The sequence below is a fragment of the Deltaproteobacteria bacterium GWC2_65_14 genome (assembly GCA_001797615.1).
In the GTDB taxonomy this organism is placed as follows: Bacteria; Desulfobacterota; Deferrimicrobia; order Deferrimicrobiales; family Deferrimicrobiaceae; genus GWC2-65-14.
The window spans coordinates 2,621-27,208 of the sequence record MGPV01000018.1; the positions used below are offsets into that span (position 1 = coordinate 2,621).

General features: G+C 65.7%; 24 protein-coding genes and 2 pseudogenes (1 of these 26 running past the window's edge). 7 read left to right on the forward strand and 19 right to left on the reverse strand.

The annotated features are described in order from the left end of the window. The 16 genes and pseudogenes from A2X88_07275 to A2X88_07350 all read right to left on the reverse strand — a co-directional run. A pseudogene (locus A2X88_07275) lies at positions 1-151 on the reverse strand (isoprenylcysteine carboxyl methyltransferase); it reaches 518 nt to the left of the window's first position. Then, positions 148-384, reverse strand: coding sequence for a hypothetical protein (locus tag A2X88_07280; protein ID OGP35021.1), 237 nt, complete (start codon positions 382-384; stop codon positions 148-150). Before A2X88_07280 ends, A2X88_07275 begins: the two are co-directional and overlap by 4 nt. A gap of 286 nt (positions 385-670) precedes the next feature. Then, a complete protein-coding gene (locus A2X88_07285) occupies positions 671-3,157 on the reverse strand; it encodes a copper-translocating P-type ATPase (protein OGP35022.1) in 2,487 nt (828 codons plus the stop codon). An 86-nt stretch (positions 3,158-3,243) separates the two neighbouring features. Beyond that, positions 3,244-4,353: a zinc ABC transporter permease gene (locus A2X88_07290; GenBank protein ID OGP35023.1), complete on the reverse strand. Its 1,110-nt coding sequence runs from the start codon at positions 4,351-4,353 to the stop codon at positions 3,244-3,246. Further along, positions 4,350-5,486 (reverse strand): ABC transporter, encoded by a 1,137-nt coding sequence (locus A2X88_07295; protein OGP35024.1) that lies wholly within the window; start codon positions 5,484-5,486, stop codon positions 4,350-4,352. The genes A2X88_07290 and A2X88_07295 overlap by 4 nt, the downstream gene beginning before the upstream one ends. Before the next feature lie 13 nt (positions 5,487-5,499). Beyond that, positions 5,500-6,279, reverse strand: coding sequence for a manganese ABC transporter ATP-binding protein (locus A2X88_07300; GenBank protein OGP35038.1), 780 nt, complete (start codon positions 6,277-6,279; stop codon positions 5,500-5,502). Between the two features lie 44 nt (positions 6,280-6,323). Beyond that, complete coding sequence (locus tag A2X88_07305) at positions 6,324-7,277, reverse strand: manganese transporter (protein OGP35039.1); 954 nt, start codon at positions 7,275-7,277, stop codon at positions 6,324-6,326. Positions 7,278-7,282: 5 nt separating this feature from the next. Further along, complete coding sequence (locus tag A2X88_07310; GenBank protein ID OGP35040.1) at positions 7,283-8,410, reverse strand: hypothetical protein; 1,128 nt, start codon at positions 8,408-8,410, stop codon at positions 7,283-7,285. Positions 8,411-8,450: 40 nt separating this feature from the next. Continuing rightward, positions 8,451-9,815, reverse strand: a complete 1,365-nt coding sequence (locus A2X88_07315) for a Fis family transcriptional regulator (protein OGP35025.1) — start codon at positions 9,813-9,815, stop codon at positions 8,451-8,453. Positions 9,816-9,892: 77 nt separating this feature from the next. Next, positions 9,893-10,249: pseudogene (locus tag A2X88_07320) on the reverse strand (inorganic pyrophosphatase). Positions 10,250-10,323: 74 nt separating this feature from the next. Beyond that, positions 10,324-11,376 (reverse strand): hypothetical protein, encoded by a 1,053-nt coding sequence (locus tag A2X88_07325; protein OGP35041.1) that lies wholly within the window; start codon positions 11,374-11,376, stop codon positions 10,324-10,326. A 226-nt stretch (positions 11,377-11,602) separates the two neighbouring features. Further along, on the reverse strand, positions 11,603-13,318 hold the full coding sequence (locus tag A2X88_07330) for a hypothetical protein (protein OGP35042.1): 1,716 nt from the start codon (positions 13,316-13,318) through the stop codon (positions 11,603-11,605). Between the two features lie 8 nt (positions 13,319-13,326). Beyond that, a complete protein-coding gene (locus A2X88_07335) occupies positions 13,327-14,892 on the reverse strand; it encodes an elongation factor Tu (protein ID OGP35026.1) in 1,566 nt (521 codons plus the stop codon). 181 nt (positions 14,893-15,073) lie between these two features. Then, on the reverse strand, positions 15,074-15,874 hold the full coding sequence (locus tag A2X88_07340; protein OGP35027.1) for a sulfate adenylyltransferase: 801 nt from the start codon (positions 15,872-15,874) through the stop codon (positions 15,074-15,076). 2 nt (positions 15,875-15,876) lie between these two features. Continuing rightward, a complete protein-coding gene (locus tag A2X88_07345) occupies positions 15,877-16,695 on the reverse strand; it encodes a phosphoadenosine phosphosulfate reductase (GenBank protein ID OGP35028.1) in 819 nt (272 codons plus the stop codon). After that, positions 16,692-16,913, reverse strand: a complete 222-nt coding sequence (locus A2X88_07350; protein OGP35029.1) for a hypothetical protein — start codon at positions 16,911-16,913, stop codon at positions 16,692-16,694. The genes A2X88_07345 and A2X88_07350 overlap by 4 nt, the downstream gene beginning before the upstream one ends. Before the next feature lie 184 nt (positions 16,914-17,097). Between A2X88_07350 and A2X88_07355 the strand changes: the two genes are divergently transcribed. The 4 genes from A2X88_07355 to A2X88_07370 all read left to right on the forward strand — a co-directional run bounded on the left by A2X88_07355 (position 17,098) and on the right by A2X88_07370 (position 18,649). Beyond that, positions 17,098-17,367, forward strand: coding sequence for a hypothetical protein (locus tag A2X88_07355; GenBank protein OGP35030.1), 270 nt, complete (start codon positions 17,098-17,100; stop codon positions 17,365-17,367). A 159-nt stretch (positions 17,368-17,526) separates the two neighbouring features. Beyond that, on the forward strand, positions 17,527-17,991 hold the full coding sequence (locus A2X88_07360; GenBank protein OGP35031.1) for a hypothetical protein: 465 nt from the start codon (positions 17,527-17,529) through the stop codon (positions 17,989-17,991). A 95-nt stretch (positions 17,992-18,086) separates the two neighbouring features. Next, positions 18,087-18,338, forward strand: coding sequence for a hypothetical protein (locus tag A2X88_07365; protein OGP35032.1), 252 nt, complete (start codon positions 18,087-18,089; stop codon positions 18,336-18,338). Next, complete coding sequence (locus A2X88_07370) at positions 18,335-18,649, forward strand: hypothetical protein (GenBank protein ID OGP35033.1); 315 nt, start codon at positions 18,335-18,337, stop codon at positions 18,647-18,649. The genes A2X88_07365 and A2X88_07370 overlap by 4 nt, the downstream gene beginning before the upstream one ends. Positions 18,650-18,711: 62 nt before the next feature. Here the strand turns inward: A2X88_07370 and A2X88_07375 are convergent, their stop codons facing one another. From A2X88_07375 to A2X88_07385, 3 genes are all read right to left on the reverse strand, one after another. Continuing rightward, a complete protein-coding gene (locus A2X88_07375) occupies positions 18,712-19,164 on the reverse strand; it encodes an acyl dehydratase (GenBank protein ID OGP35034.1) in 453 nt (150 codons plus the stop codon). 40 nt (positions 19,165-19,204) lie between these two features. Further along, positions 19,205-19,399, reverse strand: a complete 195-nt coding sequence (locus A2X88_07380) for a hypothetical protein (GenBank protein OGP35035.1) — start codon at positions 19,397-19,399, stop codon at positions 19,205-19,207. Positions 19,400-19,581: 182 nt separating this feature from the next. Continuing rightward, entirely contained in the window at positions 19,582-20,175 is a 594-nt protein-coding gene (locus A2X88_07385) for a hypothetical protein (GenBank protein OGP35036.1), read from the reverse strand. A 361-nt stretch (positions 20,176-20,536) separates the two neighbouring features. Here A2X88_07385 and A2X88_07390 point away from each other — a divergent pair, with 361 nt between their 5' ends. From A2X88_07390 to A2X88_07400, 3 genes are read left to right on the forward strand one after another with little or no spacing between them, the layout of a single operon-like run. Then, the gene (locus A2X88_07390) at positions 20,537-21,460 is read left to right on the forward strand and encodes a hypothetical protein (GenBank protein OGP35043.1); all 924 of its coding nucleotides are present in this window, start codon (positions 20,537-20,539) and stop codon (positions 21,458-21,460) included. A 32-nt stretch (positions 21,461-21,492) separates the two neighbouring features. Beyond that, on the forward strand, positions 21,493-22,926 hold the full coding sequence (locus tag A2X88_07395; GenBank protein OGP35037.1) for a hypothetical protein: 1,434 nt from the start codon (positions 21,493-21,495) through the stop codon (positions 22,924-22,926). Positions 22,927-22,931: 5 nt separating this feature from the next. After that, complete coding sequence (locus A2X88_07400) at positions 22,932-24,278, forward strand: hypothetical protein (protein OGP35044.1); 1,347 nt, start codon at positions 22,932-22,934, stop codon at positions 24,276-24,278. The last annotated feature ends 310 nt before the right edge of the window (positions 24,279-24,588 follow it).

Consider the following 24,588-nt stretch of genomic DNA (forward strand, 5'->3'; position numbering starts at 1 on the left):
AGAGCGCCACGATGAAGGCGGAAAACGCCCCGAAGGAGCGCCAGTCCCGCTTCGTGGTCGGCTTCGCGAAGCTCGCCGCGAACAGGATGAAAACCGCGGAGTTGATCAGGACGAGAGCCCAGAGACCGTACGCGGATCCTGGATGATTCATCTTTCTCCTCCGGATCCGGCATCGCCGGGTTTTCCCGCATGGCCGCCTGCGCCACCGTGTCCATCCTGGGACCCGTGGCCCCCGTGTCCGCGGTGCATGAAGAAATGGAGGAACGGGCACAGCAACAGCAGCGCCCAGGGAAGCGCCCCCAGGATATGCACCTGGTGCTCCTCCCATAGAAAGTAGGTCGCCGCCGCCAGGAATCCGATCAGCGCAACCAGTCCCTTTTTCACCGGGGTTTCCTCCGCTTCTCGGTGAGGAGGAACCAGAGGATGGTGGGGACCGCCACGATAAGGAGGACCCAGAACAGCATCATCCACCCCATTTCGTTCTCCTCCTCTCCCGGGATCTTCCCGTGTTCCGATTCCATGACGGTATGATGCAGGGGGTATGCCAATGGCCGGATCAGTGGAAACCACTTTCATTGCAGGGAGTTCCGCAATAACGAGGGGCCCGTGGAACGCCCGGGCCCTTCGAATTTTCTGCAGCGTGTGAAGAGTATTCTGCGAAATCCCGGTGTCAGAGCCTCGCGGTCCGAAGGCGCAGCGCGTTCCCCACGACGGAGACGGAGGAGAAGCTCATCGCCGCGGCGGCGATCATGGGGCTGAGCAGCACCCCGAAAAAGGGGTAGAGAACGCCGGCCGCCACGGGGACCCCCACCGCGTTGTAGAGGAAGGCGAAGAAGAGGTTCTGCCTGATGTTCCCCATCGTGGCCCGGCTCAAGGCCCGGGCCCGGACGATCCCCCGCAGGTCCCCCTTGACCAGGGTGACCCCGGCGCTCTCCATCGCAACATCGGTCCCGGTCCCCATCGCGATCCCGACCTGGGCCTGCGCAAGCGCCGGCGCGTCGTTGATCCCGTCGCCCGCCATCGCCACGACCCGGCCCTCGGCCTGGAGGCGCTTCACCGCGTCCGCCTTCTGGTCCGGCAGGACTTCCGCCACCACCTCATCGAGGCCGAGTTTCGCCGCGACCGCCTCGGCCGTGGTCCGGCTGTCGCCGGTGAGCATGACGATCCGGATCCCCTCACCGTGGAGCCGCCGGATCGCCTCCGGGGTGCTTTCCTTGATGGGGTCGGCGACACCGAGCAGCCCGGCCGCCTTCCCGTCCACCGCCACGAACATCACCGTCTGGCCTTCCGCGCGCAGTCTCTCGGCCTGCTCTGCAAAATCTCCGGGATCGACCCGGAGCGTCTCCATCAGCTTCCGGTTGCCCAGGGCCACGGACCGGCCTTCCACGGTACCGGTAACCCCTTTGCCGGTCACCGATTCGAAGGCCTCCGCGGCGGCCGGCTCGACTCCCCGCTCTCCGGCCCCCTGCACGATGGCCGCCGCCAGCGGGTGCTCGCTTCCCCGTTCCAGGGTCGCGGCGACCCGGAGCAGCCCCGGCTCGTCCCACCCATCCGCGGGGATCACGGTGACCAGCTTCGGTTTGCCTTCCGTCAGCGTCCCGGTCTTGTCGACCACGAGGGTATCGACTTTGCGCATCACCTCGATCGCCTCGGCATTTTTAAAGAGCACTCCGGCCGTCGCCCCTTTTCCGGTGGCGACCATGATCGACATGGGAGTGGCCAGCCCCAGCGCGCAAGGGCAGGCGATGATGAGCACAGCGACCGCGTTGATGAGAGCATGAGCCATCCGGGGCTCCGGGCCGGCCAGCCCCCACACAAATGCCGTGACGACGGCGACCGCAACGACCACCGGAACAAAATATCCGGCCACCTGGTCCGCCAGCTTCTGGATCGGGGCGCGGCTGCGCTGCGCCTCCGCCACCATCTGGACGATCCGAGCGAGCAGCGTCTCCGATCCGACCTTCTCCGCCCGCATCACGAGCGACCCGGTCCCGTTCACCGTGGCCCCGGTCACCCGGTCACCACTGCTCTTTTCCACCGGGATCGGCTCGCCGGTGACCATCGACTCGTCGATGGAACTTCTCCCCTCGAGAACGATCCCGTCCACCGGGACCTTCTCGCCCGGGCGCACCCGCAGGCGGTCCCCGGGACGCACCTGGTCGAGCGGAACATCCTCGTCGGACCCGTCGTCGCGGAGGCGGCGGGCCGTCTTCGGGGCCAACCCGAGAAGCGCCTTGATGGCGGCCCCCGTCTGGCTGCGGGCCTTGAGCTCCAGCACCTGCCCGAGCAGCACCAGCGTCACGATGACCGCCGCGGCCTCGAAGTAGAGCGCCACCTCCCCCGACTCCCCGCGGAAGGACGCAGGAAAGATCCCCGGGAAAAGCGCCGCCACCAGGCTGTAGAGATAGGCCACGCCGACGCCGAGCCCGATCAGGGTGAACATGTTGAGACTTCTGCGGACGACCGACTGTCCCCCCCGGACGAAGAAGGGCCACCCGCCCCAGAGGACGACCGGCGTGGCCATCGCCAGCTCGATCCAGGAGAGGGTCCCTTGGGGAAATACCCTCTCCAAGGGGCGTCCCGGGAGGAAATCGGCCATGGCGACCAGGAAGAGCGGAACCGTGATCACCGCGCTCACCCAAAACCGCCGCCGCATGTCGACCAGCTCCGGGTTCTCCTCCTCTTCCGCGGAAACGGTGCGGGATTCGAGCGCCATCCCGCATTTCGGGCAGTTCCCCGGCGCCTCCTCCACCACCTCGGGGTGCATCGGGCAGGTCCACTCCGTCCGCACGGCGGGCATCACCGGTCCGGCCGGCTCCAGCGCCATGCCGCACTTCGGGCAGCTTCCCGGGCCGGCCTGTCGCACCTCGGGGTGCATCGGGCAGGTGTGCTCCACCCCGGCGGAGGCGGCTTGCGCGGCTGCCGTAATCCCGGCCGCTTTCCCTTCCTCCTTCCCGGCATCCAGGTACCGGCCCGGATCGTCCCGGAATTTTGCGAGGCATCCCGGGTTGCAGAACCGGTAGGGGGTCCCGGCATGGGTATGCTGGAGGGGGCTCTCCGGGTCGACGGTCATCCCGCAGACGGGGTCGCGGAACGTCTTCTCCGGGGCGCTTGCCCCCCCGTGTCCGTGGGAGCAGGACCGATTTCCGTCGCTCATGCCCTTCCTCCTTGTCCCATGCTATCAGAGGAGTAGCAGCAGCATATTCCGGGGAAGTTGCACACTATTCTGCAACAGTACGGTTGCTAGCCGACCATCGCCCTCTTCGCCTGTTCCCGCCCTTCCGCGGTGAGAAAGAGAACCCCGTCGTCCGGGGAGACCATCCCGCTCCGGCGGGCGGCGGAGACGACCCGCGCCGCAAAATCCGGATTCCACCTCAGGTGCTCCTGCAGATGCTCCACCCGGTTCTCCCGCCGCTCCTCGGGGAGCCCTTCGTGATGGTAAAGATGGACGAGCAGCATGGTACGGGCAAACTCGATCCGCTGCCGGGCCCGCCGCAGCGTCACCGCGACCAGTCCCCTGCCGGGGACCGCCAGGAACGCCGCGAGGAAGAGAAGGCCGGCGACAGTGGCCATGCAGCCGGCGATCGAGGCGTCCAGCCAATGGGCCGCCCAGTAGCCGCCGACCGCGCACACGACGCCGATCAGCGCACTCAAGGCCAGCATCCGCGACAACCGATCGGTCATCAGGTAGGCAGTGGCGGGAGGACCGATCATGAGCGCCACCACCAGGATCGATCCGACCGCGTCGAAGGCGCCCACGGCCGTCACGGCGACCAGACTCATGAGGACATAGTGGATGGCCGCCGGGGCCAGCCCGAGCGCCCCGGCGAGTGCCTCGTCGAACGTGGCCACCTTCAGCTCCTTGTAGAACATCAGGATGAAGGCCAGGTTCAGGAGCAGGATCGCCGACATCAGGTAGAGGCCCTTCGGCCCCACGTCCGCCCCGAACAGGACGAGCCGGTGGAACGGGGCGAAGGCCAGTTCCCCGAGCAGAACCGAGTCCACGTCCAGGTGGACGCTGCCGGCGTACCGCGAGATCAGGATCACCCCCGCGCTGAACATCGCCGGGAAGACCAGCCCGATCGCGGCATCCTCACGGACCAGATTCGTGCGGCGCAGCCATTCCACCAGGCTCACCGTCAGTCGCCCGGCCAGGGCCGCCGCCAGCACCAGGAAAGGAGAGGAGAGGTCCCGGACCAGGAAGAAGGCCAGCACGATCCCCAGCAGGATCGAGTGGCTGATCGCGTCGCTCATCATCGCCATCCTGCGCAGGACCAGGAAGACCCCGGGCAGGGCGCAGGCGACCGCCACGACCGAGGCGATCAGCTGGATCTCCAGCTGCGGCGCGGTCATTCCGCCTCCTCCCGCGTCCCGGATTGCCGCCGGGCCTCCTCCATCCCCCGGGCGGTGATCGTCCAGTCCCCGGATTCCGTTTGGCGCGCCAGCCCCCGCTCCTCGAGCACCCTCAGGCTGTTGTCCACACCTCCGTGGCCGACCGCCATGGTGCGGAGCACCTCGATCGGATGGGCGCGCTCCTCCCCCTCGTGCTGCATCGCGAGGATGCGGAGATCGGCCAGCACCGCGTCCACCCGCAGCTCCCTTCGGCTCCCCCGCTCGCGAACCCATCCCCAGACCAGCCCCCGGTTGGGGGCCAGGAAGAGGGAGACCGCCACGATCCCGGTCAGGCAGAGGACGATCGTGGGACCGGTCGGCAAGCGCGCCGCCGCGCCGCTGACCAGCGCGCCGGCCACCCCCGCCAGCGCGCCGAATAGCGCCGAAAGCAAGACCATCACTCCCAGCCGGTCGGTCCACTGTCTCGCCGCGGCCGCGGGGGCGACGACCATCGCGCTCATCAGCACCACTCCCACCGTCTGCAGTCCGATCACGATCGCCACCACCAGCAGGGTCGTCAGGAGAATGTCGAGCGAACGGGCGGGGAACCCGAGGGTCGCGCCGAATTCCGGGTCGAAGGAGAGCAGCTTGAATTCCTTCCAGAAGACCATCAGCAGGACCAGGGCGACTCCTCCCAGGACCGCGATCGTCTGGACGTCCCGCTTCAGCAGGGTCGCCGCCTGCCCGAAGAGAAACTTGTCGAGCCCCGCCTGCGAGGCGGTCGGGATCCTCTGGATGTAGGTCAACAGGACCAGCCCGAACCCGAAAAAGACCGACAGGATCAGCCCCAGGGCGCTGTCCTGCTTGATCCGGCTGTTCCGGACGATGCCGAGAACCAGCAGGGTGCCGATCCACCCGGCGGCGGCCGCGCCGAGCAGGAGGACGAGGGAGGCCTTGCTTCCGGTCAGCAGGAAGGCCAGGGCGATCCCCGGGAGCGCGGCGTGGGAGATGGCGTCCCCCAGCAGGCTCTGCCTCCGGAGGACGGCGAAGGAGCCCAGCGCGCCGTTCGCGACCCCCAGGACCGCCGCCCCCAGGGCGACGGAGCGGAGCGTGTAGTCGGAGAAGATCCGGACCGGAAGGTCGAGAAGGTCCACGGCCGCTACCGTTCTACCCGCCCGCCCCGGGATCCGTCTCCCCGTGCGTGTGATGGGTCAGGTAGGAGACCCGGCCCCCGTACGCCAGCCGCAGGTTCCGGTCGGTGAACTCCGTGTCCACCGGACCGCTCGCGATCCGGCGGACGTTGAGCAGGGTGACCCAGTCGAAATACTCGGGAACCGTCTGGAGATCGTGGTGCACCACCACCACCGTCTTCCCCGCGGCGCGCATCCCCTTCAGCAGGGAGACGATCGCACGCTCCGTGGTGGCGTCCACCCCCTGGAAGGGCTCGTCCATCAGATAGATCCGGGCGTCCTGCACGAGCGCCCGGGCCAGGAACACCCGCTGCTGCTGTCCACCGGAGAGCTGGCTGATCTGCCGGCCGGCGAATTCCGTCAGCCCGACCTGCTCCAGCGCCTCCAGGGCGAGGTGCCGTTCCGTCCGTCCGGGGCGCCGCAGCCAGCCAAGGGCCCCGTACCGGCCCATCATGACGACATCGAGCACGGTCGTGGGAAAATCCCAGTCCACGCTGTTTCTCTGCGGGACGTACCCCACCAGCCGCCTCTGCTCCCGGTATGGCTTTCCGAAGACCTCGACGGAGCCGGCGACCGGTTCAACCAGTCCCATGATCGCCTTGATCAGCGTCGTCTTTCCTGCACCGTTGGGGCCCACGACCGCCATGAGAACGCCCTGCGGAACTTCCAGGTCGACGTCCCACAGGACCGGCTTCTCCCCGTAGGCCACCGTCAGGTCCTCGACCCGGATCGCCTGCGCGCCGCCGGCTTCTTCCATGGCCTCTCCCCGCGGGATGCCTGCCATCGGCCCTCGTCTCCTTTCTACCGCTTCAACGCGTCCACGATGGTGTCGATGTTGTGGCGCACCATCCCGATGTAGGTCCCTTCCGGGGACCCGGGATCCCCGAGCGCGTCGGAATACAACCCGCCTCCTATTTTTACAGTATACCCTCGAGCCGCCACCGCCTCCTGGAGCGCCTGGATGGTGCGGGGGGAGATCGAGGTCTCCACGAACACCGCGGGAATTCTCCTCTCCACGATCAGCAGGGCCAGCGCCCGGATGTCCCCCGTCCCCGCCTCCGTCACGGTGCTCACCCCCTGCAGGCCGCGGACCTCGAACCGGTAGGCCCGCCCGAAATAGTTGAAGGCGTCATGCGCGGTGATCAGCACCCGCCGTTCCGGAGGCAGCTCCCCAGCGCGCGCCTGCACATGCCGGTGGAGGGCGGCCAGCCGCTCCAGGTACGCGGCGGCGTTTTTCCGGTAGGTTTCCCCGTGCGCGGGATCGATACCCCCCAGCCCCTCCGCCACCTTCTCCACCGCCTTCATCCAGAGGGTGACGTCGAACCAGACGTGGGGGTCGTAGGCCCCCTCGAACTCCGGCGGGCGAAGGAGGATCCCCCGGTCGATCCCGTCGGTGACAGCCACCGTGGAGATCCTCCCCCCCATCTTCTCGAACACCTCCGTCAACTTCCCCTCCAGGTGAAGCCCGTTGTAGAAGATGACGTCGGCCTCCGCCATGACGATGACGTTCCCCTCGCTGGCCTTGTAGAGGTGAGGGTCGACCCCGGGTCCCATCAGGCCGGTGACGGAGACCCGGTCTCCCCCGATCTCCCGGACGATGTCGGTGATCATCCCGGTCGTGGCCACGACCCGGAGCTGCCGGGCGGCGAGGTCTCCCGGCGCGCGGCCCCGGTCCGCCGGCTTCCTGCACCCGGCGGCAAGCGCTATCCCTAAGGCCAGCAGCACCGGGAGCAGGAGACGGGTCCTCCGCGGCATCCCGGTCATCGGCCCTTTCCCACGTCCTGGCCCTCCGCCGGCAGCGCGAGCGCGAACTCCACCCCTGTCCCGTCCGGCAGATTGCGTACGGACAGGTAGCCGTCGTGCTGTTCAGCGATCCGTGCGCAGATGGAAAGCCCCAGGCCGGTCCCCGCATCCTTCGTGGTAAAGAAGGGGTCGAAGATCCGCTCCAGCTGATCCTCGGGGATCGTCGGCCCCGTGTTCGATACGCGGACGGCGAAGAAGGGCCGGTCTCCCTGCCTTTCCGGCCCGACGGAGAAGGTCAGTACCCCGCCGCCTCCTCCAGCCATCGCCTGCACCCCGTTGATCGCGATGTTCAGGAGAAGCTGGGTCAGCTGCTCCGGATCTCCCGACACGCCGGGCCGATTTTCCCCCTCGTGCGGGCGGACGACGGTTTGAACCCCTTCCCTGCCCGCCTGCGCCTCCACGAGCGAAACCACCCTCCCGGCGATCTCCGCGAGGTTCACCGGCCTGCGGTCGGGCGGGGAGGGCCGTGCGAAGGTCAGGAACCTTTCCGAGGTCTGCGCCAGCCGGTCGATCTCTTCGATGTGCAGGTCGAGCATCTTACGCTCCGGGGCCTCGCGGGGAACGACGTCCCGGAGGATCTCGGCGGTCCCTTTCATCGCGTGGAGAGGGTTCTTGATCTCGTGGGCGATCCCCGCGGTCAGCTCCCCCAGCGCCCCCAGGCGCCCCGCCCGGATCAGCTGCGCCTCGATCCGCCGCTGTTCCTCGAGCGCGTCGGAGAGCTTCGCCGCCAGCCGCTGCTGCTTCGCCCGCTCCTCCCGCTCGCGGTCCACCAGCATGCCCGCCACCACCGCGACGATGTTGTAGAGGAGTATTTCCAGCCCCTTCTCCAGTACATCCCCCGGGTCCCGCGCCACGAGAGAGAGAAAGGCGTGGGGAAAGTAGATCAGGGAGGCGAAGACGGAGACCGCGACCCCCCCGCGCAATCCGACGGAGAAGGCGGCGAACAGGATGGGGAGGTAGTAGAGTCGCCGGAGAACGTCGTGCGCCCAGACGAATTCCGCCGTGGTCCGGTAGTGCAGGACAGTGATCGCCAGGCAGGGGGCCCAGGCCACCAGGAGCATCTTCCGGGAGAAGATCGGCCGCAGGTCGGCGGCCACCCCGTCCCAGAAGCCCGGCGGCCGGTGTTCAGCCATCCCGCCGGATTCCGTACTTCTCGATCCGGTAGACGAGGATGTGCCGCGGGATCCGCAGGAAGGCGGCCGCCTGGGTGATGTTCCCCCCCTTCTGCCGCAGCGCCCGCTCGATCACCCTCTTCTCAAGGTCGACCAGCGACAACCCCTCCGGAGGAAGGTTCGGCCACTCTTCTCCCTCCGACGCCCCGTCGCCGGCCTTCTGCCTCGGCGTTAGGGGGGGCAGGTCGGCCGCCGCCACCTCGCTCCCGCGGCACAGGATCACCATCCGCTCGCAGGCGTTTTTCAGCTCCCGCACGTTCCCCGGCCACGGCCGGATCTTCAGCTCGTTCATCACCGCCGGCGGCACCGCCACGTCCCGGTCGGGCGCCAGCTCCACCATGAAGTGCTCCACCAGGGGAGGGATATCCTCCGGTCGGTCCCGGAGCGGCGGCACCCGGATCTCCACCACGTTCAGCCGGTAATAGAGGTCTTCCCGGAAGGTCCCCTCCCCGATCCGGTCGAGGAGATCCCGGTTCGTCGCCGCGAGAATCCGTACGTCGACGGGCACCGGGTTGTCGCCGCCGACGACATCCACGATCCTTTCCTGGAGGGCGCGAAGCAGTTTCGCCTGGAGCGTCAGGGGGATCTCCCCGATCTCGTCGAGGAACAGCGTCCCCCGGTTCGCCTGCCGGAAGCGTCCGAGCCGGTCGCGCACCGCGCCGGTGAACGCCCCGCGCGCATGCCCGAACAGCTCCGACTCGAGCAGTTCCCCGGGAATGGCGGCGCAGTTGACCGCCACGAACGGCCCCTCGGCGCGGGGGGAGCGGACATGGATCCGCCTCGCGACCGCCTCCTTCCCCGTGCCGCTTTCCCCCGTGATCAGGACCGAGGCGTCGGTGGCCGCCACCCGGTCGGCGATCTCCAGGACCCGCTCCATCGCCCCGGAGACCGACACGATCTCCCGTTCTACCCCGCTCGCGCGGATCCGCAGGTTCCGCACCTCGGCCGCAAGCCGGCGACGGTCGAGCGCCTTTTCGACGGAGAGCAGGAGCTGGTCCTTGTTGAACGGCTTCCCGATGAAGTCGTAGGCTCCCTCCTTCATCGCCTCGACCGCCGTCTCCACGTTGCCGAACGCGGTGATGACCAGGACGGGAACGTCGGAGTCCTGCTCCCGGATCCGCCGGAGCACCTCGATCCCGGAGATCCCCGGCATCTTGACATCGGTAATGACCAGGTCGAACTTCTCCGACGAGAAGAGGGAGAGCCCCTCCTGCCCGTCCGAGGCGGCGGTCACCTTGTACCCCGCCTTCCGGAGGTTGAAGAGGGCCATTTCCCGCCCCCCCCGGTCGTCGTCGATGAACAGGATCCGTCCGGTCATCTCCCTGCCCCGAATCGTTCCCGATACGAACCCATCGCGTCCCGGATCGCTTCCACGGCTTCTTCGTCGATGTTCCCGTACACCCTGTACTCCGGGTCGTCGAGGTGGACGCAGAGGATCTTCTCGTCCTTCTGCCCCTGGTCCAGCATCGTCATGATCCCGATGGGGCGTGCCCGGACGATGGATAGCGGAGAAACCGGCTCCTGCATCAGGACCAGCACATCCAGTGGATCCCCGTCGTCCCCGAGGCTCTGCGGGATGAACCCGTAGTTCGCCGGGTACATCACGGACGAGTAGAGGATCCGGTCGACCCGGATCAGTCCCGTCCCCTTGTCCAACTCGTACTTGACCTTGCTCCCCTTGGGGATCTCGATGAGCGCCTGGACCTCCTCCGGCGCACCCGGGCCGATCGGGACGTCGTGCCAGGGATGCATCGCGGCACACCTCCGCGGGACGATGGTACGTCGATTCTACACGGACCGGGGGATTCTTGGCCACCGGTCGTTGGCTACATCTCCCGGTAATGGATCCGGTAGCCGATGTTATCCCCGTAGAGGTCCTCGTTCAACGGTCTGCCGTCCGCCTCCGCGTACGGATACATGAAGTAGTTGAGCGGCTCGCCCGCCTGTGCGGGGGTCAACACCAGATCCCGCCCCGTGCCGAATTCCACCCGCTTCTCGTCGACGGCCCCGAAGTAGTACTCTCGGATCGGCTTTGCCTCTTCCAGGGAGATCTTCTTCGTCAGGATCGCCTTGCGCACGTCCGCGGGGTCGACGACGACCCAGCCCTTTCCGGGAAGGTAGAACTCGGCCCAGCAGTGCTGCCAGCCGGTGATTTCTCCTTCCTTGCCCGGAGGAAGACGAAGCCCGAAGATCTCCCGTGCCGGGACGCCGGCCGCGCGGGCCAGCGCGACGAAGACCGAGTGGATGTCGGCGCACTTGCCTCCCAGGGACGTAAGAAGCGCCGTCACCTCCCCCAGGCCACACCCCTTCACGTCCGGGTCCCGGTGCATGTTCTCCACGATCCAGTCGTAGACGGCCCTCGCCTTTTCCCGGACCGAAGATTTCTCCCCGGAGATCCGGGCGGCCAGCGCCGCCACCTCTCCATCCGTCGGTCCCCGCCGGGTCGGGGAGAGGTAGAGGGAGAACTCCTCCCGGGAGAGGGGCAGTTCGGTTCCGGGGAACTCCTTCACCGAGATTTCCTTCCTCTTCACCCGGAAGGAATAGGTCATCGTCCGCTTCGATGTCGGGGCATCCCACTCCACGAAGAGGATCGTTACGCCGTACCGGTCTTCCCGGTACACCCCCGTCGAGGAGTAGTTCCCCCGGATCGCCACGTCGGTGATCCGCTGGGTTTCATCGGACATCGGATAGGGGATCCACAACCGGACCTGTTTCGCCTCGGCCGAAGCGTTGAGGTCGACCGTCACCGTGACGATTCCCCGTTTTTCCTTCGCGGAAGAGACCCCGGGCAGAAGCGTCAGGACAAACAGCAGGAGGATCGGAATCCGGGGCGTGCAGCCATATCGCTTACGGGATGTTCTCCCCTCGTGGCATTCCATCGACATCGGAAGCGATCTCCTTTCCGGGGAAGTTTCCGTACGGATCGACCTGCCGTCCACCCCGCCGACCGGCGGGGCATTCTCCGCCTCAGGATGAGACGGGGAACCGGATCATCGAATCCGCCAAGGAGATCACCCCCTTTCCTTCGTGCGCATGTAGGGAAAGATTGTACAACATCGCCTTCGTCCCGGGCAGGGCCGTACAACCCCTTCCCGCGTCAGCCCGTCACGGAGCCTTCGGACCGGAGCGGTCCGGGGGGAAAGTGACGGGGCCGTCGGGCCCCAGGTCCGTGAAATCCTCCTCCCCGAAACTTTCCGGGGAGGGCTCGAGCAGTCCCTCGAGGGCGGCCTGGAACGGGGAGTTTCCCAGCCGGGAGACGGTCTCCCCGGGGGATTCTCCGCCGACCGCCCCGGACCGGATAAGGCCCATGACGCGCCGGACCGCCTCCGGCACCCGGCGCACGGGGATCCGCCCCACCTTCGTCCCGAACCGGACCTTGCCGTCCTCCCTGGTCCCCCCGCCGAGGCAGAGCATGTAGTGCGGAGCCCCCCGGCCTCCGCCCCCCGTCGAAGAGCCGCCGACCGTGCGGGACACCCCCTGCAGGCCGATGTCCGCGACGAGGTGGTGACCGCACCCGTTCGCGCAGCCGGAGATCCCGATCGAGACCGCCCGTCCGCCGGAGGATTCCGCGACTCCGGAGGAGAGGAGATCCCGTTCGATCCACGCCGCCAGTCCCCGGACGCGCGTCGTTCCGATCGTGCAGCTGTCGGTTCCGGCACACCGGGCCACCCCGGCGCTGGAGGGCGGGAAGAGGCCGATCGCCCGCAGGCCTTCCGCCCCTTCCGGGACACTGCCGAATGGCACATCCGCGAGCAGGATCCCCTGCGAGGGCGTGAACCGGACGGTCCCGCCGGTATCCTCCGCAAGGCGTGCAAGCCGCCTCAATTGGTCCGTAGACAGATCGCCCAGGGGGACGCTGGCGGGCAGTGCGGCCCGTCCCGATTGCCGCTGGGGAAAGGCGCCGGGCCATCCGGGATCGAGGATTTCCCCCTCCCGGCCGACGGGTCGAATCGCGGGCGGCCCGGGCAGCGGGAGACCCCGCCCCTCCTCGGCTTCCACCCGGTCCCGTTCCGACAGGATCGCCTCCCGGAAGGCGTCCTCGCCCATCGCCCCGGCCACGAATTTGAGCCGCGCCCGTCCTCTCCGTTCCCGGTCTCCGAGACGGTGAAACACCCTCAGGACCGCCTCGACCGTGGATACCAGGCGGCCGGAGGGAGTGAACGGCTCCAGGTCGAACCCAGCCCGGGGCAGGGCCCCAAGCCCCCCGGCAAGAGACACCCGGAAGCCCGGGACGCCGGCCGGGGAAAGAGCGGCGCGCGCTCCCACGTCGTTGTACCGGAGCCCGACGTGGTCCCCGGAAGCGCACCCCTCGAAGGCGATCTTGAACTTCCTCGGGAGCCGCTGCACCAGCGGATTCCGGAGGAGGTGACGCCCGAGCGCCTCGGCACAGGGGGCGACATCGAAGACTTCATCGCGGGCGATCCCCGACAGGGGGCAGACCACGAGGTTGCGAACCGTGTCCCCGCAGGACTCCCGCGTGGTCATCCCTCCGGCGGCGAGGAAGGCGAGTGCACCCGGGATCTCCCGCACGTGCACGCCGTAGATGTGGACATCCTGGCGTGTCGTGAGATGAACGGCGCGCCCTTGCGCGTACCGATCGGCGACGGAGGCGAGGGTCTTAAGGTTCTCCGTGGAGGGCCGGCCCAGCGGAACCCGAACGCGGAGCAGGTAACGGTCCGTTCCTCCCCGGATGGGGTAGATCCCCTGGATGACCCGGCGGAGACGGAACTCGTCCGGCCCCATTTTCCCCGTCAGGAGCGCATCGATCGATTCGGCGATCTGCCGGATCTCTTCCCGTACCGCCCCGTCCTGCCGTTCCATCGGCATCCCTAGATCGCGATCCCCGCGTCCCCGCGGGGGAGCGGACGACGGGGAGGATCCCGGAACAGGATCGCTTTCGGTCCCTCCTCGTCGCGCCGGAACTCGAACCCCAGGCCGTGCCCGAAGGCCAGGCGGGCCACCTCCTCCAGGTGGACGACCGTGCGCAGGCGGATCGCGACCCGCTCCCCCCTCCCGAGCCGGTCGAGGAAACCGGACGACACGGTAAACTCCACCGGCCCGGACTCCCGGGAGAGGTCGATGAGATTGCCGTCCGGCTCCGTCGTCAGGCGGCTGTGGAGCCGGATCACCCTGACATGGGGCCGGAGGGTCTCCGTCCGGACCTCCCGGACGATCCCGCCTCCCGCCACGAACCCCCCGTCGGAGATCACGAACCGGCCCATCCGGGGATTCGCCTCGAAGGTGTCCGCCGCGACGGGGCGGGAAGCGACGAAGGTGACGGTCGCCACCTCCAGGTTCTCCACCCTGTCCGCGAAGCGTCCGATCACCTCGAGCGTGGAGGAGTTCAGCCGCTCGGGGATGGCCGACAGGATCACCTCCGTTTCGGAGGTGGCGAGTTTCAGCAGGTACGCATGGTTCACCTGCATCGGTTCGTTTCCGAGCCAGAAGAGCGATGCGGTGATCTCCCGCGCGGCGGCCGGGACCTCGTCCTCCCATCCCATCACCTCGCCCCGTTCGAGGAACAGCTCGTCTTCCAGGGTGACCCCGACGCACTCCCCCGCGGCTGCCCGGGCCAGCGAAGGGTGGTTCCATGTTTCCACCGACCGGACGCGGCTGGTCTTACCCGACGGCGTGAACCGGACCCGGGCTCCGGGGGAGACTTCCCCCGATTCCACCCGCCCCGCGTAGATTCTCTTGCGGTCCCACACGTAGACATCCTGCACGGGGAATCTCAGGGGCATGCCGGCCGCCTCCCGGGAGGGCTGGAAGGAGTCGAGCGCCACGAGAAGCGTCGGCCCTGTGTACCAGGGCATCCGGGTCGAGGAGGAGGCGATGTTGTCCCCTTCCCGTGCCGAGATCGGGACCACGCAGGAGGGAACGATCCCGACCGACCGGAGAAACCGCCGGATCTCCTCCTCCACCTCGCGGAACCGCTCCGCGCCGTACCCCACCAGGTCCATCTTGTTCATGGCCACCACTACCTGCCGGAGCCCGAGGAGGGACAGGATATAGGCGTGGCGCCGGGTCTGCTCGCGGACCCCTTCCGCCCCGTCCACCAGCAGGATCGCCGCGTCCGCGGCGGCGGCCCCGGTAACCATGTTCTTGAGGAACTCCTTGTGCCCGGGGGCGTCGATGATGATGTAGGGGCGCTTTTCCGTACGGAAGAAGGTCTGCGCCGTGTCGATCGTGATGTTGTGCTCCCGCTCCTCCTCCAGCGCGTCCATCAGGTAGGCGAACTCGAACTCCCGCCCCTGTTCCCGGCAGGTCCGCTCGATCTCCCGGTACCGCTCCTCGGGGAGGGACCCCGTGTCGTAGAAAAGCCGCCCGATCAGGGTCGATTTGCCGTGGTCCACGTGCCCCACGATGACGATCCGCAACGTATCCGACAGATCCATCCCTTCCTCCTCCAGAACCGGGACGTTCCTTAGAACTCCTCTTCCAACCTGCGCATGTTTTTGATATGTATTCGTGGTCACTCAGGATCATCCCCCAATCCCGAGCAACGCCCTACGGTCTCGGCCCGGTTCTTAGGAACGTCCCAGTTCTTCTGTTCTTAGGAACGTCCCGGTTCTTCTGTTACATGTAGCCGAGGGAGCGGAGCTTCTGCATCATGTAGGCCGCCTCGTGGTCCTGGGCGCGCCCCGCCCGCTCGGGAGTCTTCGTCACCTTCAGCTCCTCGATGATCTCGTCCACCGAGGAGGCGTTCGAGTCAATCGGGAAGTTGCACGGCACGCAGCCGAGCGACCGGTACCGTTTTCCGTCCCGGGCGAAATAGAGGCCGCAGATGGGTATCTTCTCCCGCCGGATATACTCCCACACGTTGAGCTCGGTCCAGGAAAGGAGGGGGTGAATCCGGACATGCGTCTCCACGCCGAAGGAGGTGTTGAACTGGTCCCAGAGCTCCGGCGGCTGGTCCTTGTACTTCCATTCGAAGTTCCTGTCCCGTGGGGAGAAGACCCGCTCCTTGGCCCTCGATCCCTCCTCGTCCCGGCGGATCCCGAGGAAGATCCCCTTGAATCCGTGCTTCTCCAGCAGCTGCTGGAGCCCCTGGGTCTTGAGGGCGTTGCAGCAGAGGAACCGTCCCTTCGATGGTTCCATTCCTTCGCAGAGCGCCTGCTCGTTCCTCCCGACGATGAGCTCCACCCCCCACTCCCGGGCCATCCGGTCGCGGTAGGCGATCATCTCCGGGTGCTTGAAGCTTGTGTCGATGTGGACCAGCGGGAAGGGAACCCTCCCGAAGAAAGCCTTCCGGGCCAGCCACAGAAGCGTCGTCGAATCCTTTCCGATCGACCAGAGCATCGCCAGGTCCTTGAACTTCCGGAACGCCTCCCGGAAGATGTAGATACTCTGGTTCTCGAGCGCGTCGAGGTGATCCATGTTCACCGGTCTCCTTTCCCGCGGCGGAAGGGGGATCCTTCCGGCCCCTTCCCCCCTGCACCCTCATGTGACGGGTGGAGCCCGCACTCCTTGTGCTCCGGATGCTCCCACCACCACCTCCCGGCCCGCGGATCCTCCCCCGGCTGAACTGCGCGGGTGCAGGGGGCGCAGCCGATCGACGGGTATCCCTCGTCGTGCAGCCGGTTGTAGGGCAGCTTTCGCTCCCGGAGGAACGACACGACCTGTTCGCTTGTCCGGTCGGCCAGGGGGTTCAGCTTGAGAATGCCCCCGTGGCCCGCGTCGATCTCGACCACGGAAAGGTCTCCCCGCGTGGGGCTCTGCTCCCGCCGTTGCCCGGTGATCCAGCCGCGCAATCCCGCAAGCGCCCGTCCCAGCGGCTCCACCTTCCGGATCCGGCAGCACTCGTGGCGATTTGCAAGGCTCTCGCGGAAGGAGAAGAGCCCTTTCTTCCGCTCCAGCGCCTCCACCGCCGCCCGCTCCGGGAAGTGCCACTCGATCCGGATGCCGCACTTCCTGCGGACCGCCTCGGCGACCTCGTAGGTCTCCTCGTTCAGTCTTCCGGTATCGAGGGCGAAGACGCGGGCGTCGGGCCGGATCTCCGTCATCATCGCGATCAGGGCGATATCCTCCATGCTGAAGCTCGAGGCGAGGGCGATGTCCGGGTGGTACGCGTCCAGGGCCCAGGCAAGGACCGCCTCCGGCGTAGCCCCCCGGAACCGTTTCCGAAGATCCGCTGCCTGCTTCTCCACTGGATCCCCTCCCGGCGTTTTTTTCCCGATGATGGATGTTTTTCCCGTCATATCTGGTACTCCGGCGGGCGGGTCTGGCCGAACCGGGTCCTCGTCCACATCCGCTCGTGCACGTAATAGAGGAAGAATTTTACGAAGGTGTCGCCCAGCCCCACCGTGATGGCGAAATCGATCCGTCCCGTGAGGGCAAGCGTCACGACCCCGGTGATCAGGGTCGCCACCACCCTCCAGCTGATCGTTTTCAGGAAACTCCGTCTGTGAGTATCCAAACCAATTATTCCCTACTTTTTAAATGGATCAAGTAGGATTATAGAGTGCAGGATCGATATGTCAACTATAAAATACAAAAACGATAATATTACTAGACTATCTTCGGAAAGATTTTGGAGTCCGCCACTTGACTCCGTACCGGAGTACAGGAGGTATGCTTTCCCAAGGAAAGGAGGTGCTCCCATGAACACCCGAAGGAAGATCGAAATCTTCACCGCCGGATGCCCCGTGTGCGAGGAGGCGATCGCCCTCGTCAGGAGAGCCGCCTGCCCGTCCTGCAAGGTGGAGGTCCTGGATATCCGGAAGGACGCCGTCGCGGACAAGGCAAAGGCGTACGGGGTCCGAAGCCTCCCCGCCGTGGCAGTTGACGGAAAGCTCGCAGACTGCTGCGCGGGCCGGGGACCCGACATCGCCACCCTGAAAGAAGCCGGGGTGGGCAAGCCGCTGGAGTGAGTTTTCCGGATTCCGGGACCGGCCGGACGGACATCCCGTAGGTATTCCTCGAGGCTTCTTCCACTCCGGGAAAGGAAACATCGGGGTTTCGATGCCCTGCTTGACACCGTAGTGTGGTACGGGGTGCATCGTATTTTCAGGGATCCGAGGAGGACGACGATGGCGGCGTACACCATTGGGCAGGTGGCCAGGCGATCCGGGGTCGGAGTCGAAACGGTCCGGTTCTACGAACGGGAAGGGCTGATCCCGCAACCCCCGCGTCCCGACAGCGGTTTCCGCCGGTATCCGCAGGACTCCGTTTCCCGCATCCGGTTCATCCAGCGGTCGAAGGCGCTTGGCTTTTCGCTCAGGGAAATCAAGGAACTCCTTTCGCTACGGGTCGATTCCGCCACCTCGTGCGGGGAGGTGAAGAGACGCGCGGAGGAGAAGGTCGCCGACATCGAGCGAAAGATCCATACCTTGCAGGAGATGAAGAAAGCCTTGGCGAGGCTGACGGCGGCCTGCCGGGGGAGAGGCCCCACGGGGGATTGCCCGATCCTGGAAGCTCTCGGAGAACCGGATCGAACACCTCCGTCGGAAACGCCCGGGATCGGGAGGAAAAGAGGAGGCAAACGATGGCAGTGAACGATCCGAAACGTACGGTTGGGAGCCCGAAATGGAGCCTGGCCGGAGCCGTGGCCGCGGCCGTGGGGGCGTCAGCATGCTGTGTCGGGCCTCTCATGCTGCTGGCTCTCGGCGTCGGAGGCGCATGGGTCGGGACCCTGACGGCGATGGAGAAGTACCGGCCGATCTGGACGGCGGCTACGCTGGTCTTTCTCGGGGGGGTGAAGGACGCGAAGGTGACGCTCGATCCACCCCGGGCCGTTGTCATCTACGACCCGGCGAAAGTCGGTCCGGAACGGCTGACCGAGGCGACGACCCGGGCGGGCTACCCATCCACGGTCCTGCAGGAAGGAGGAACACTCCGATGAAGGTGGAAGTTCTGTATTTCGAGGGTTGCCCCAACCACGCCCCTGCACTGGAGATGGTGCGGCGCGTCCTGGAACGGGAAAGGATCGAAGCCGAGGTCCGGTCGGTCGAAGTGCCGGACGAAAAGACCGCCGGATCCCTTCGATTCCTGGGATCCCCCTCCGTCCGGGTGGACGGAGCGGACATCGAGCCGGGCCGGGAGGGCGAATCGCCCTTTTACGGCTGCCGCACCTATACCGTCGAAGGGAAAACGGTCGGCGTCCCGCCGGAAACGTGGCTGGTGGAGGCCCTGCGTGGCCGAAACGGTTCGTAGCGTTTCCGCCCCTGCCCATCCGATTCCCGCAATCCTTGCCGGGCGTCGAGGTCTCTTTCCCGTTATTCCGTTCTCCGGCGCAGCAGATGGTTCAGGATAAAGGAAATCACCCGGGCGTCGTTCTGGTTGACGCCGAGATACTTCATTCGCAGGATCCCTCGATCCGGCTTGGACGAAGAAGGCTTGACCTCGAGGACTTCCGTCTCAGTACGGAGAGTGTCTCCCGGGCGCACCGGCGCCAGCCATCGGACATCGTCGATCCCCGGGGAGCCGATGCTGGAGGCGGCGATAACGCCTTGCTGGATGAACATTCGAAAACAGAGTGACAGCGTGTGGAAGCCGCTGGCGATCAGTCCGCCGTATGGAGATTTCTCCGCGGCGGTCACGTCCAGGTGGAACGATTGGGGATCGTACTGCAGGGCGAATCGGATGATCTCGCTTTCCGTGACCGTCACTCCGTCGGACACGAATCTTTCCCCGACACGAAAATCGTCCAGAAAACGTTCCCCGGCCATTTTTCCCCTCCTCACGGAAGTCGTTTCGTCCTGTAGACGCCTATCGATTCGCCGCCGCCTTGGCCGCCGCCAACAGGGTATCGGCGTCGATGCGCACTTTGTAATCGGGGTTGACGTACCCGAAACGGATCTTTCCGTCCGCCGTCCGCAACGTCACCTTCGGCACCGGAGCGCCGATCAGCAGAGGCCGGATCTCCGATGGGGAATCCGGTACCTGATTCGTCGCTTGCGTCATTGCTCCACCTCCTTTTCAGAAGAACGATGGACACCCATTTCGTACGATTGCGCGGCCTCGCCTATTTTTTCGGAATCGCGTCGAGCGGAACCCGCAAGGAATCGGCGATCGCCGTGAAGCTGGAAAACAGTTCGACGACCTCCCCTAACCGACCGTTTGGTACAATTATTAAGGAAAAAAACTTACCCGCCCCCGCGTATCCCAAGAAAACCGGACAAGGTGGCCAGGCACTCCTTCAGATCAGCCGAATTTCTGCTCGCACGGGCCAACATGATCCCCCCTTCGATCGTCGCGACGACATGCCGTGCCCCCGCTTCCGGGTCGAGATCCTTCCGCACATCGCCGGACCGGACGGCCCTTTCCAGAACCTCCCGGATCCTTCGCCTCCACTCCTCGAACACCGCATGGATTACAGCCCGGTATTTGTCATTTCGGTCGCTCATCTCGAGGGCCGTGTTGCCGAAGATGCATCCACCCACCAGGTTCCGGCCTTCGTGATAGCGGACGATCGCTTCGAAATGATTCGCCAGTTGGGCCGACGGCCTCTCCCCCCGCAAGGATTTCTCGAGGAACTTGAAAAAATCCTCCCGGGCCAGGCTCAACACTTCGAGCCCCATTTCCTCCTTCGAGGAAAAGTAATGATAGAGGTTCCCCTTCTTGACCCCGGTTTCCCGGATCAGATCGTTGATGCTCGTCCCGGAAAATCCGTGGCGATGGAAGATCTCCTTCGCGCCGCTGAGGACCCGTGCCCGGGTTCGAATTCCTTTCTCTCTCATGAAACCCTCACGTTCAGTACCAACCATTTGGTACATAATAATTCCATGTGACCTGCCTGTCAATTCTTTTTCCATTCTTTTCCCGTCGATTTATCCCCCACCGTCCTCCCCTCGACGGGGGAGACATCCGCATGGGAGATCGTGTCTTAATCCCGTAGTCAAGGTACTGGGTGCATCGCGTATTTCAGGGGCGCCAGGGAAAAATTCCCCCCGAAGGCGCTCCGGCGCTATAATGCGCTATCCCATGGCATTACACGGAAAAACATGCATGCCGACCCGACGATTCGCGAACCATCCTGATCTCCGCGGGGCGAAACCCCCGGGCCGGCCGACATCCGCCCGACCGGGGGATCGCGCGTCCATTCTTTTGCCTGCGGCGATCTTCCTCTTCCTTTTCCTTTTTCTTTTCCTCGCGGCGGTCCCTCCCCTCCCGGCAGCAGCGCAGGACGGCCCGGCTGCGGAGAAGAAAAAGACCATCACCTTCGGCGTCATCCCCCGCTTCAATCCCCACGTCATGTACGAGTATTACCAGCCCCTCATGGACTACTTGACCCGGAAAACCCCATACGATTTCCGACTCCGCGTGGGCCATACCTACATGGAGACGATCGAGAACCTGGAAAAGGGGGGTACCGACGTCGCGTACCTGGGCGGTACGACCTTCGCCCTCGCGAGGCATCGTTTCAGGGCCCGCGCACTCGTCAAACCGCTGAACCCGGAGGGAAAGTCCACATACCGGAGCTGCATCATCGTGAGGGAAGACAGCCCGATCAAGACGCTCGAGGACCTCAAGGGGAAGAGCCTGGCCTTCGGGGCGAAGCGGTCCACGACGGGGAGCCTGATCCCCAGCTACCTGATCGTGGAGGCGGGGGTCACCATGAACTTCCTCAAAGAACTGAAGCACCTTTCCCATCACGAGGATGTGGCCAGGGCCGTGCTCAAGGGGACCTGCGACGCCGGAGCGGTCAAGGACGTGGTCGCCTGGAAGTACAACGGAAAAGGTCTCCGGGTGATCGCCGCGTCGGAGGAACTCCCCAACGCGCCGATCGCCGCCGGACCATCCCTCCCCAAGGAGGCGGAAGAAGCCCTGGTGAGGGCCCTCCTTACGATCGACGCGGAGAGCCCGGAGGGGCGGGCCCTCCTCGCGGACTGGAGCCCGGAGCTCAGGCACGGCTTCGTCCCGGCCAGGGACGAGGATTACACCTTCTTGTACAGGAAAATCATGTCGATTCCCACAGGCTGCGGTAAAGGTTGCCACGCGTCGAATCCCTTCTTGGGAAGATAGATCACCCCCTCTCCACCCTGACGGGCAAGTTCATGGGGGTCGGGATCGCGGCCATCGCCGCCGTGGCCCTCGTGCTGCACTTCTCCATCGTGGAAAAGGAAAAACGGCAACTCATGGAACGCGAGGAGAAGGCGGCGGTCATGCTCGCCAACGCGATGAAGCTCCCGTTCACCCAGATCCTGCTCTACGAAGAGACCGGGCTCATGAGGGAGGCAGGGCTCCTCGACCTCTACATCTCCCGCATGAAGGCCAACAAGGAAATCGGCGTGGTCTACGCCATGGTCTTCGATCCCGAAGGGTGGGTTCTCGCGCACAGCGACCTGACGCTGTTCCATACGCATCCGTACGACCCGCTGACGCGGGCGGCCCTCTCGTCCACCGGGATCGCGCTGCATTACGTCGGGGACCCCTTCCGGTCGGGCATTCTCGACGTGGCCGTCCCGCTTTCCGTCTCCTCCAAGCGGTTCGGAACCCTACGCATCGGGTATTCCCTGGCGGAGCTGTCCCGGAGCTACGCCGCGCTGAAACGGAAAGCGCTGGCGCTCACCGCCGCCGCCTCCGCCGCCATGGTCCTTTTCCTCTTCGTCACCGCGAAGATCCTTACCCGGCCGATCCTGCGACTCGCCGGCGCCCTGAACTCCGTGCATCTCGGCAGTCTGGCGGCCGTCCCGCTTCCCGAGCGGCGGGACGAGATCGGCGACCTCCAGAACAGCTACCGGATCATGGTGGATCGCCTGAGGCGCCAGGAGGAGGAACGGGAGAGGACGCGGGAACTGATCGTGAACACCGAAAAAATGGCTTCCGTCGGGATGATCTCCGCGGGAATCGCCCATGAGATCAACAACCCCCTCACAGGGGCCATGCACGGCATGGAGGCGCTCTCCCGGGAATCCCTGCCTTCGGAAAAGCGGGAACAGTACATGGAGATCCTCAGGGGCAGCCTCGAGCGGATCCGGCGGGCGGTCTCCCAGCTCCTGGATTACTCTACCGTCCACGCTTCGAATTTCTCCGATTGCGACGTCTCCCGGACCGTGGAGCGGGTCCTGTCCCTCCTTTCCTACCAGTTGGAGAAGAACGGGATCGCGGTGGACAACCGGATCCCGCCGCGGACCGTCCGGGCCGACGCCCACAAACTGGAGCAGGTCCTGGTGAACCTGGTGCTGAACGCCGTGGCGGCGATGCCGGAAGGAGGGCGGCTCACGCTCCGCCACCGGGCGGACGACGGCTTCCTGACGCTTGTGATCGAGGACACGGGGGAAGGGATCCCCGCGGAGAACCTCGACCGGATCTTCGACCCCTTTTTCACGACGAAGGGGATCGGCAAGGGGACGGGGTTGGGACTTGCCGTCTGCAAGAAGATCGTAGACCAGCACGGGGGGAGGATATCGGTGGACTCGCCGCAGGGAAAGGGGGCGAGTTTCCATGTGTCGCTTCCGTTTCCTCCCCGCCTTGGAGGGAACGGGTGAGCGGCCTGCGGAAGCGCATCCTGGTCATCGAGGACGACCCCGGTCTCCGGTTCACGATCTCGGACGCCCTGGAGGAGTGCGGCTACGAGGTCACCACCGCGGACAGCGGAACGGCGGCCTCGGAAAAGCTCGCGACCGGGACGTTCGACGTCGTGGTGACCGACCTGAAACTTCCCGGAAAGAGCGGGATGGAGGTCCTGAGGGAGGCGAAGACCCTCGTCCCCCCTCCAGCGGTGATCACCATGACCGGTTACGGGAGCATCGAATCGGCGATCGAAGCGATGAAGCTCGGGGCCGAGGATTACCTCACGAAACCGTTCCCCATGGAAGAACTGACGCTGCTCCTCTCCAGAATCCTGCGCGTTCGCTTCCTGGAGGAGGAGAACCGGGAGCTCAGGCGCCGGATCGAGTCCCGATCCCGGTTCGAGGAGCTCCTCGGGAAGAGCAAGGCGATGCGGGAGGTCTTCGAGCATATCTCCGCCGTGGCGGAGACGGACGCCACGGTCCTCATCCTGGGGGAGAGCGGGACCGGCAAGGAGCTCGTCGCAAGGGCGCTTCACCGGCGGGGGAAGAGAAGGGAAGGACCTTTCGTCGCCGTGAACTGCTCGGCCATCCCCGAAAACCTTTTCGAGGCGGAGATGTTCGGCTACGAAAAGGGGGCCTTCACCGGGGCGGACCGCCGCAGGACGGGAAGGATCGAGCAGGCCGACGGAGGGACCCTGTTCCTCGACGAGGTGGCCGAGATGCCGCCCGCCGCCCAAGTCAAGCTCCTTCGGGTCCTGGAGGAGCGCTCCATCACCAGGATCGGGGGCGGCGAGAGCGTCCGCGTCGACATCCGCCTTCTGTCGGCCACGAACCGGGACGACCTGAAGGGGATGATCGCGGCGGGGGAATTCCGGGAGGACCTCTACTACAGGCTGAACGTCTTCGCGATCCGGATGCCTCCCTTGAGGGACCGCATCGAGGATATTCCCCTGCTCGTGGGTCATTTCCTCGAGACGCTCGGCTGCCCGTACCGCGTCTCGGAGGAAGCGATGGCTCTCCTCCTGGACTACCGATATCCGGGAAATGTCCGCGAGCTGTGGAACGTCATCGAGCGGACCTCGATCCTGTGCCGCGGGGGCGCGATCGAACCGGAGCACCTCCCGCCGGAACTGGCGGCAAGGGGATCGGACTCTTCGGGGAAGCTCCCGTCCGCGGAACGGATCGTACCCCTGAAAGAGGCGGTCCGGCGCTACGAGAGGGAGTACATCGAGCAGGCGCTCAAGGCCGCGGGAGGGAGCCGGTGCCGTGCGGCCGCCCTGCTCGGTATCGGTAGAAAAGCTCTCTGGGAGAGGATGAAGGGGGGCTGATCCTCCCCGCCGCGGAAACCGGCCCCCGGATGTTTCCACATCGAAACATCCCCCCATCGAGAACCGTTTCCTTTGAGAAACTACCGCCGAGGCACGAAGGGCTTCGCCTGGGCCTTCCTCGGAATCTTACCCCTAACAGTATGATAGTACAAGACATTTTATTTTGCGCTCCCATGCGGAGATAGCGGCATCCCGCTTGCAGAACCTATTCTTTTTGGAGGGACGCCGTCCGCGTATCCTTCCGAAAGTCCGCCATCGAATAATCGGCTCCACAGAAAACACCAAGGAGGCGTTATGACAGGGAGGTTCT

Bases quoted from the DNA above. Each gene is read 5' to 3' on its own strand.
- A2X88_07285 (OGP35022.1), bottom strand. From the start codon at position 3,157: ATGAGCGACGGAAATCGGTCCTGCTCCCACGGACACGGGGGGGCAAGC.
- A2X88_07290 (OGP35023.1), bottom strand. From the start codon at position 4,353: ATGACCGCGCCGCAGCTGGAGATCCAGCTGATCGCCTCGGTCGTGGCG.
- A2X88_07300 (OGP35038.1), bottom strand. From the start codon at position 6,279: ATGGAAGAAGCCGGCGGCGCGCAGGCGATCCGGGTCGAGGACCTGACG.
- A2X88_07305 (OGP35039.1), bottom strand. From the start codon at position 7,277: ATGCCGCGGAGGACCCGTCTCCTGCTCCCGGTGCTGCTGGCCTTAGGG.
- A2X88_07315 (OGP35025.1), bottom strand. From the start codon at position 9,815: ATGACCGGACGGATCCTGTTCATCGACGACGACCGGGGGGGGCGGGAA.
- A2X88_07325 (OGP35041.1), bottom strand. From the start codon at position 11,376: ATGGAATGCCACGAGGGGAGAACATCCCGTAAGCGATATGGCTGCACG.
- A2X88_07330 (OGP35042.1), bottom strand. From the start codon at position 13,318: ATGGAACGGCAGGACGGGGCGGTACGGGAAGAGATCCGGCAGATCGCC.
- A2X88_07335 (OGP35026.1), bottom strand. From the start codon at position 14,892: ATGGATCTGTCGGATACGTTGCGGATCGTCATCGTGGGGCACGTGGAC.
- A2X88_07340 (OGP35027.1), bottom strand. From the start codon at position 15,874: ATGGATCACCTCGACGCGCTCGAGAACCAGAGTATCTACATCTTCCGG.
- A2X88_07345 (OGP35028.1), bottom strand. From the start codon at position 16,695: ATGACGGGAAAAACATCCATCATCGGGAAAAAAACGCCGGGAGGGGAT.
- A2X88_07355 (OGP35030.1), top strand. From the start codon at position 17,098: ATGAACACCCGAAGGAAGATCGAAATCTTCACCGCCGGATGCCCCGTG.
- A2X88_07360 (OGP35031.1), top strand. From the start codon at position 17,527: ATGGCGGCGTACACCATTGGGCAGGTGGCCAGGCGATCCGGGGTCGGA.
- A2X88_07365 (OGP35032.1), top strand. From the start codon at position 18,087: ATGCTGCTGGCTCTCGGCGTCGGAGGCGCATGGGTCGGGACCCTGACG.
- A2X88_07370 (OGP35033.1), top strand. From the start codon at position 18,335: ATGAAGGTGGAAGTTCTGTATTTCGAGGGTTGCCCCAACCACGCCCCT.
- A2X88_07375 (OGP35034.1), bottom strand. From the start codon at position 19,164: ATGGCCGGGGAACGTTTTCTGGACGATTTTCGTGTCGGGGAAAGATTC.
- A2X88_07380 (OGP35035.1), bottom strand. From the start codon at position 19,399: ATGACGCAAGCGACGAATCAGGTACCGGATTCCCCATCGGAGATCCGG.
- A2X88_07385 (OGP35036.1), bottom strand. From the start codon at position 20,175: ATGAGAGAGAAAGGAATTCGAACCCGGGCACGGGTCCTCAGCGGCGCG.
- A2X88_07395 (OGP35037.1), top strand. From the start codon at position 21,493: ATGGGGGTCGGGATCGCGGCCATCGCCGCCGTGGCCCTCGTGCTGCAC.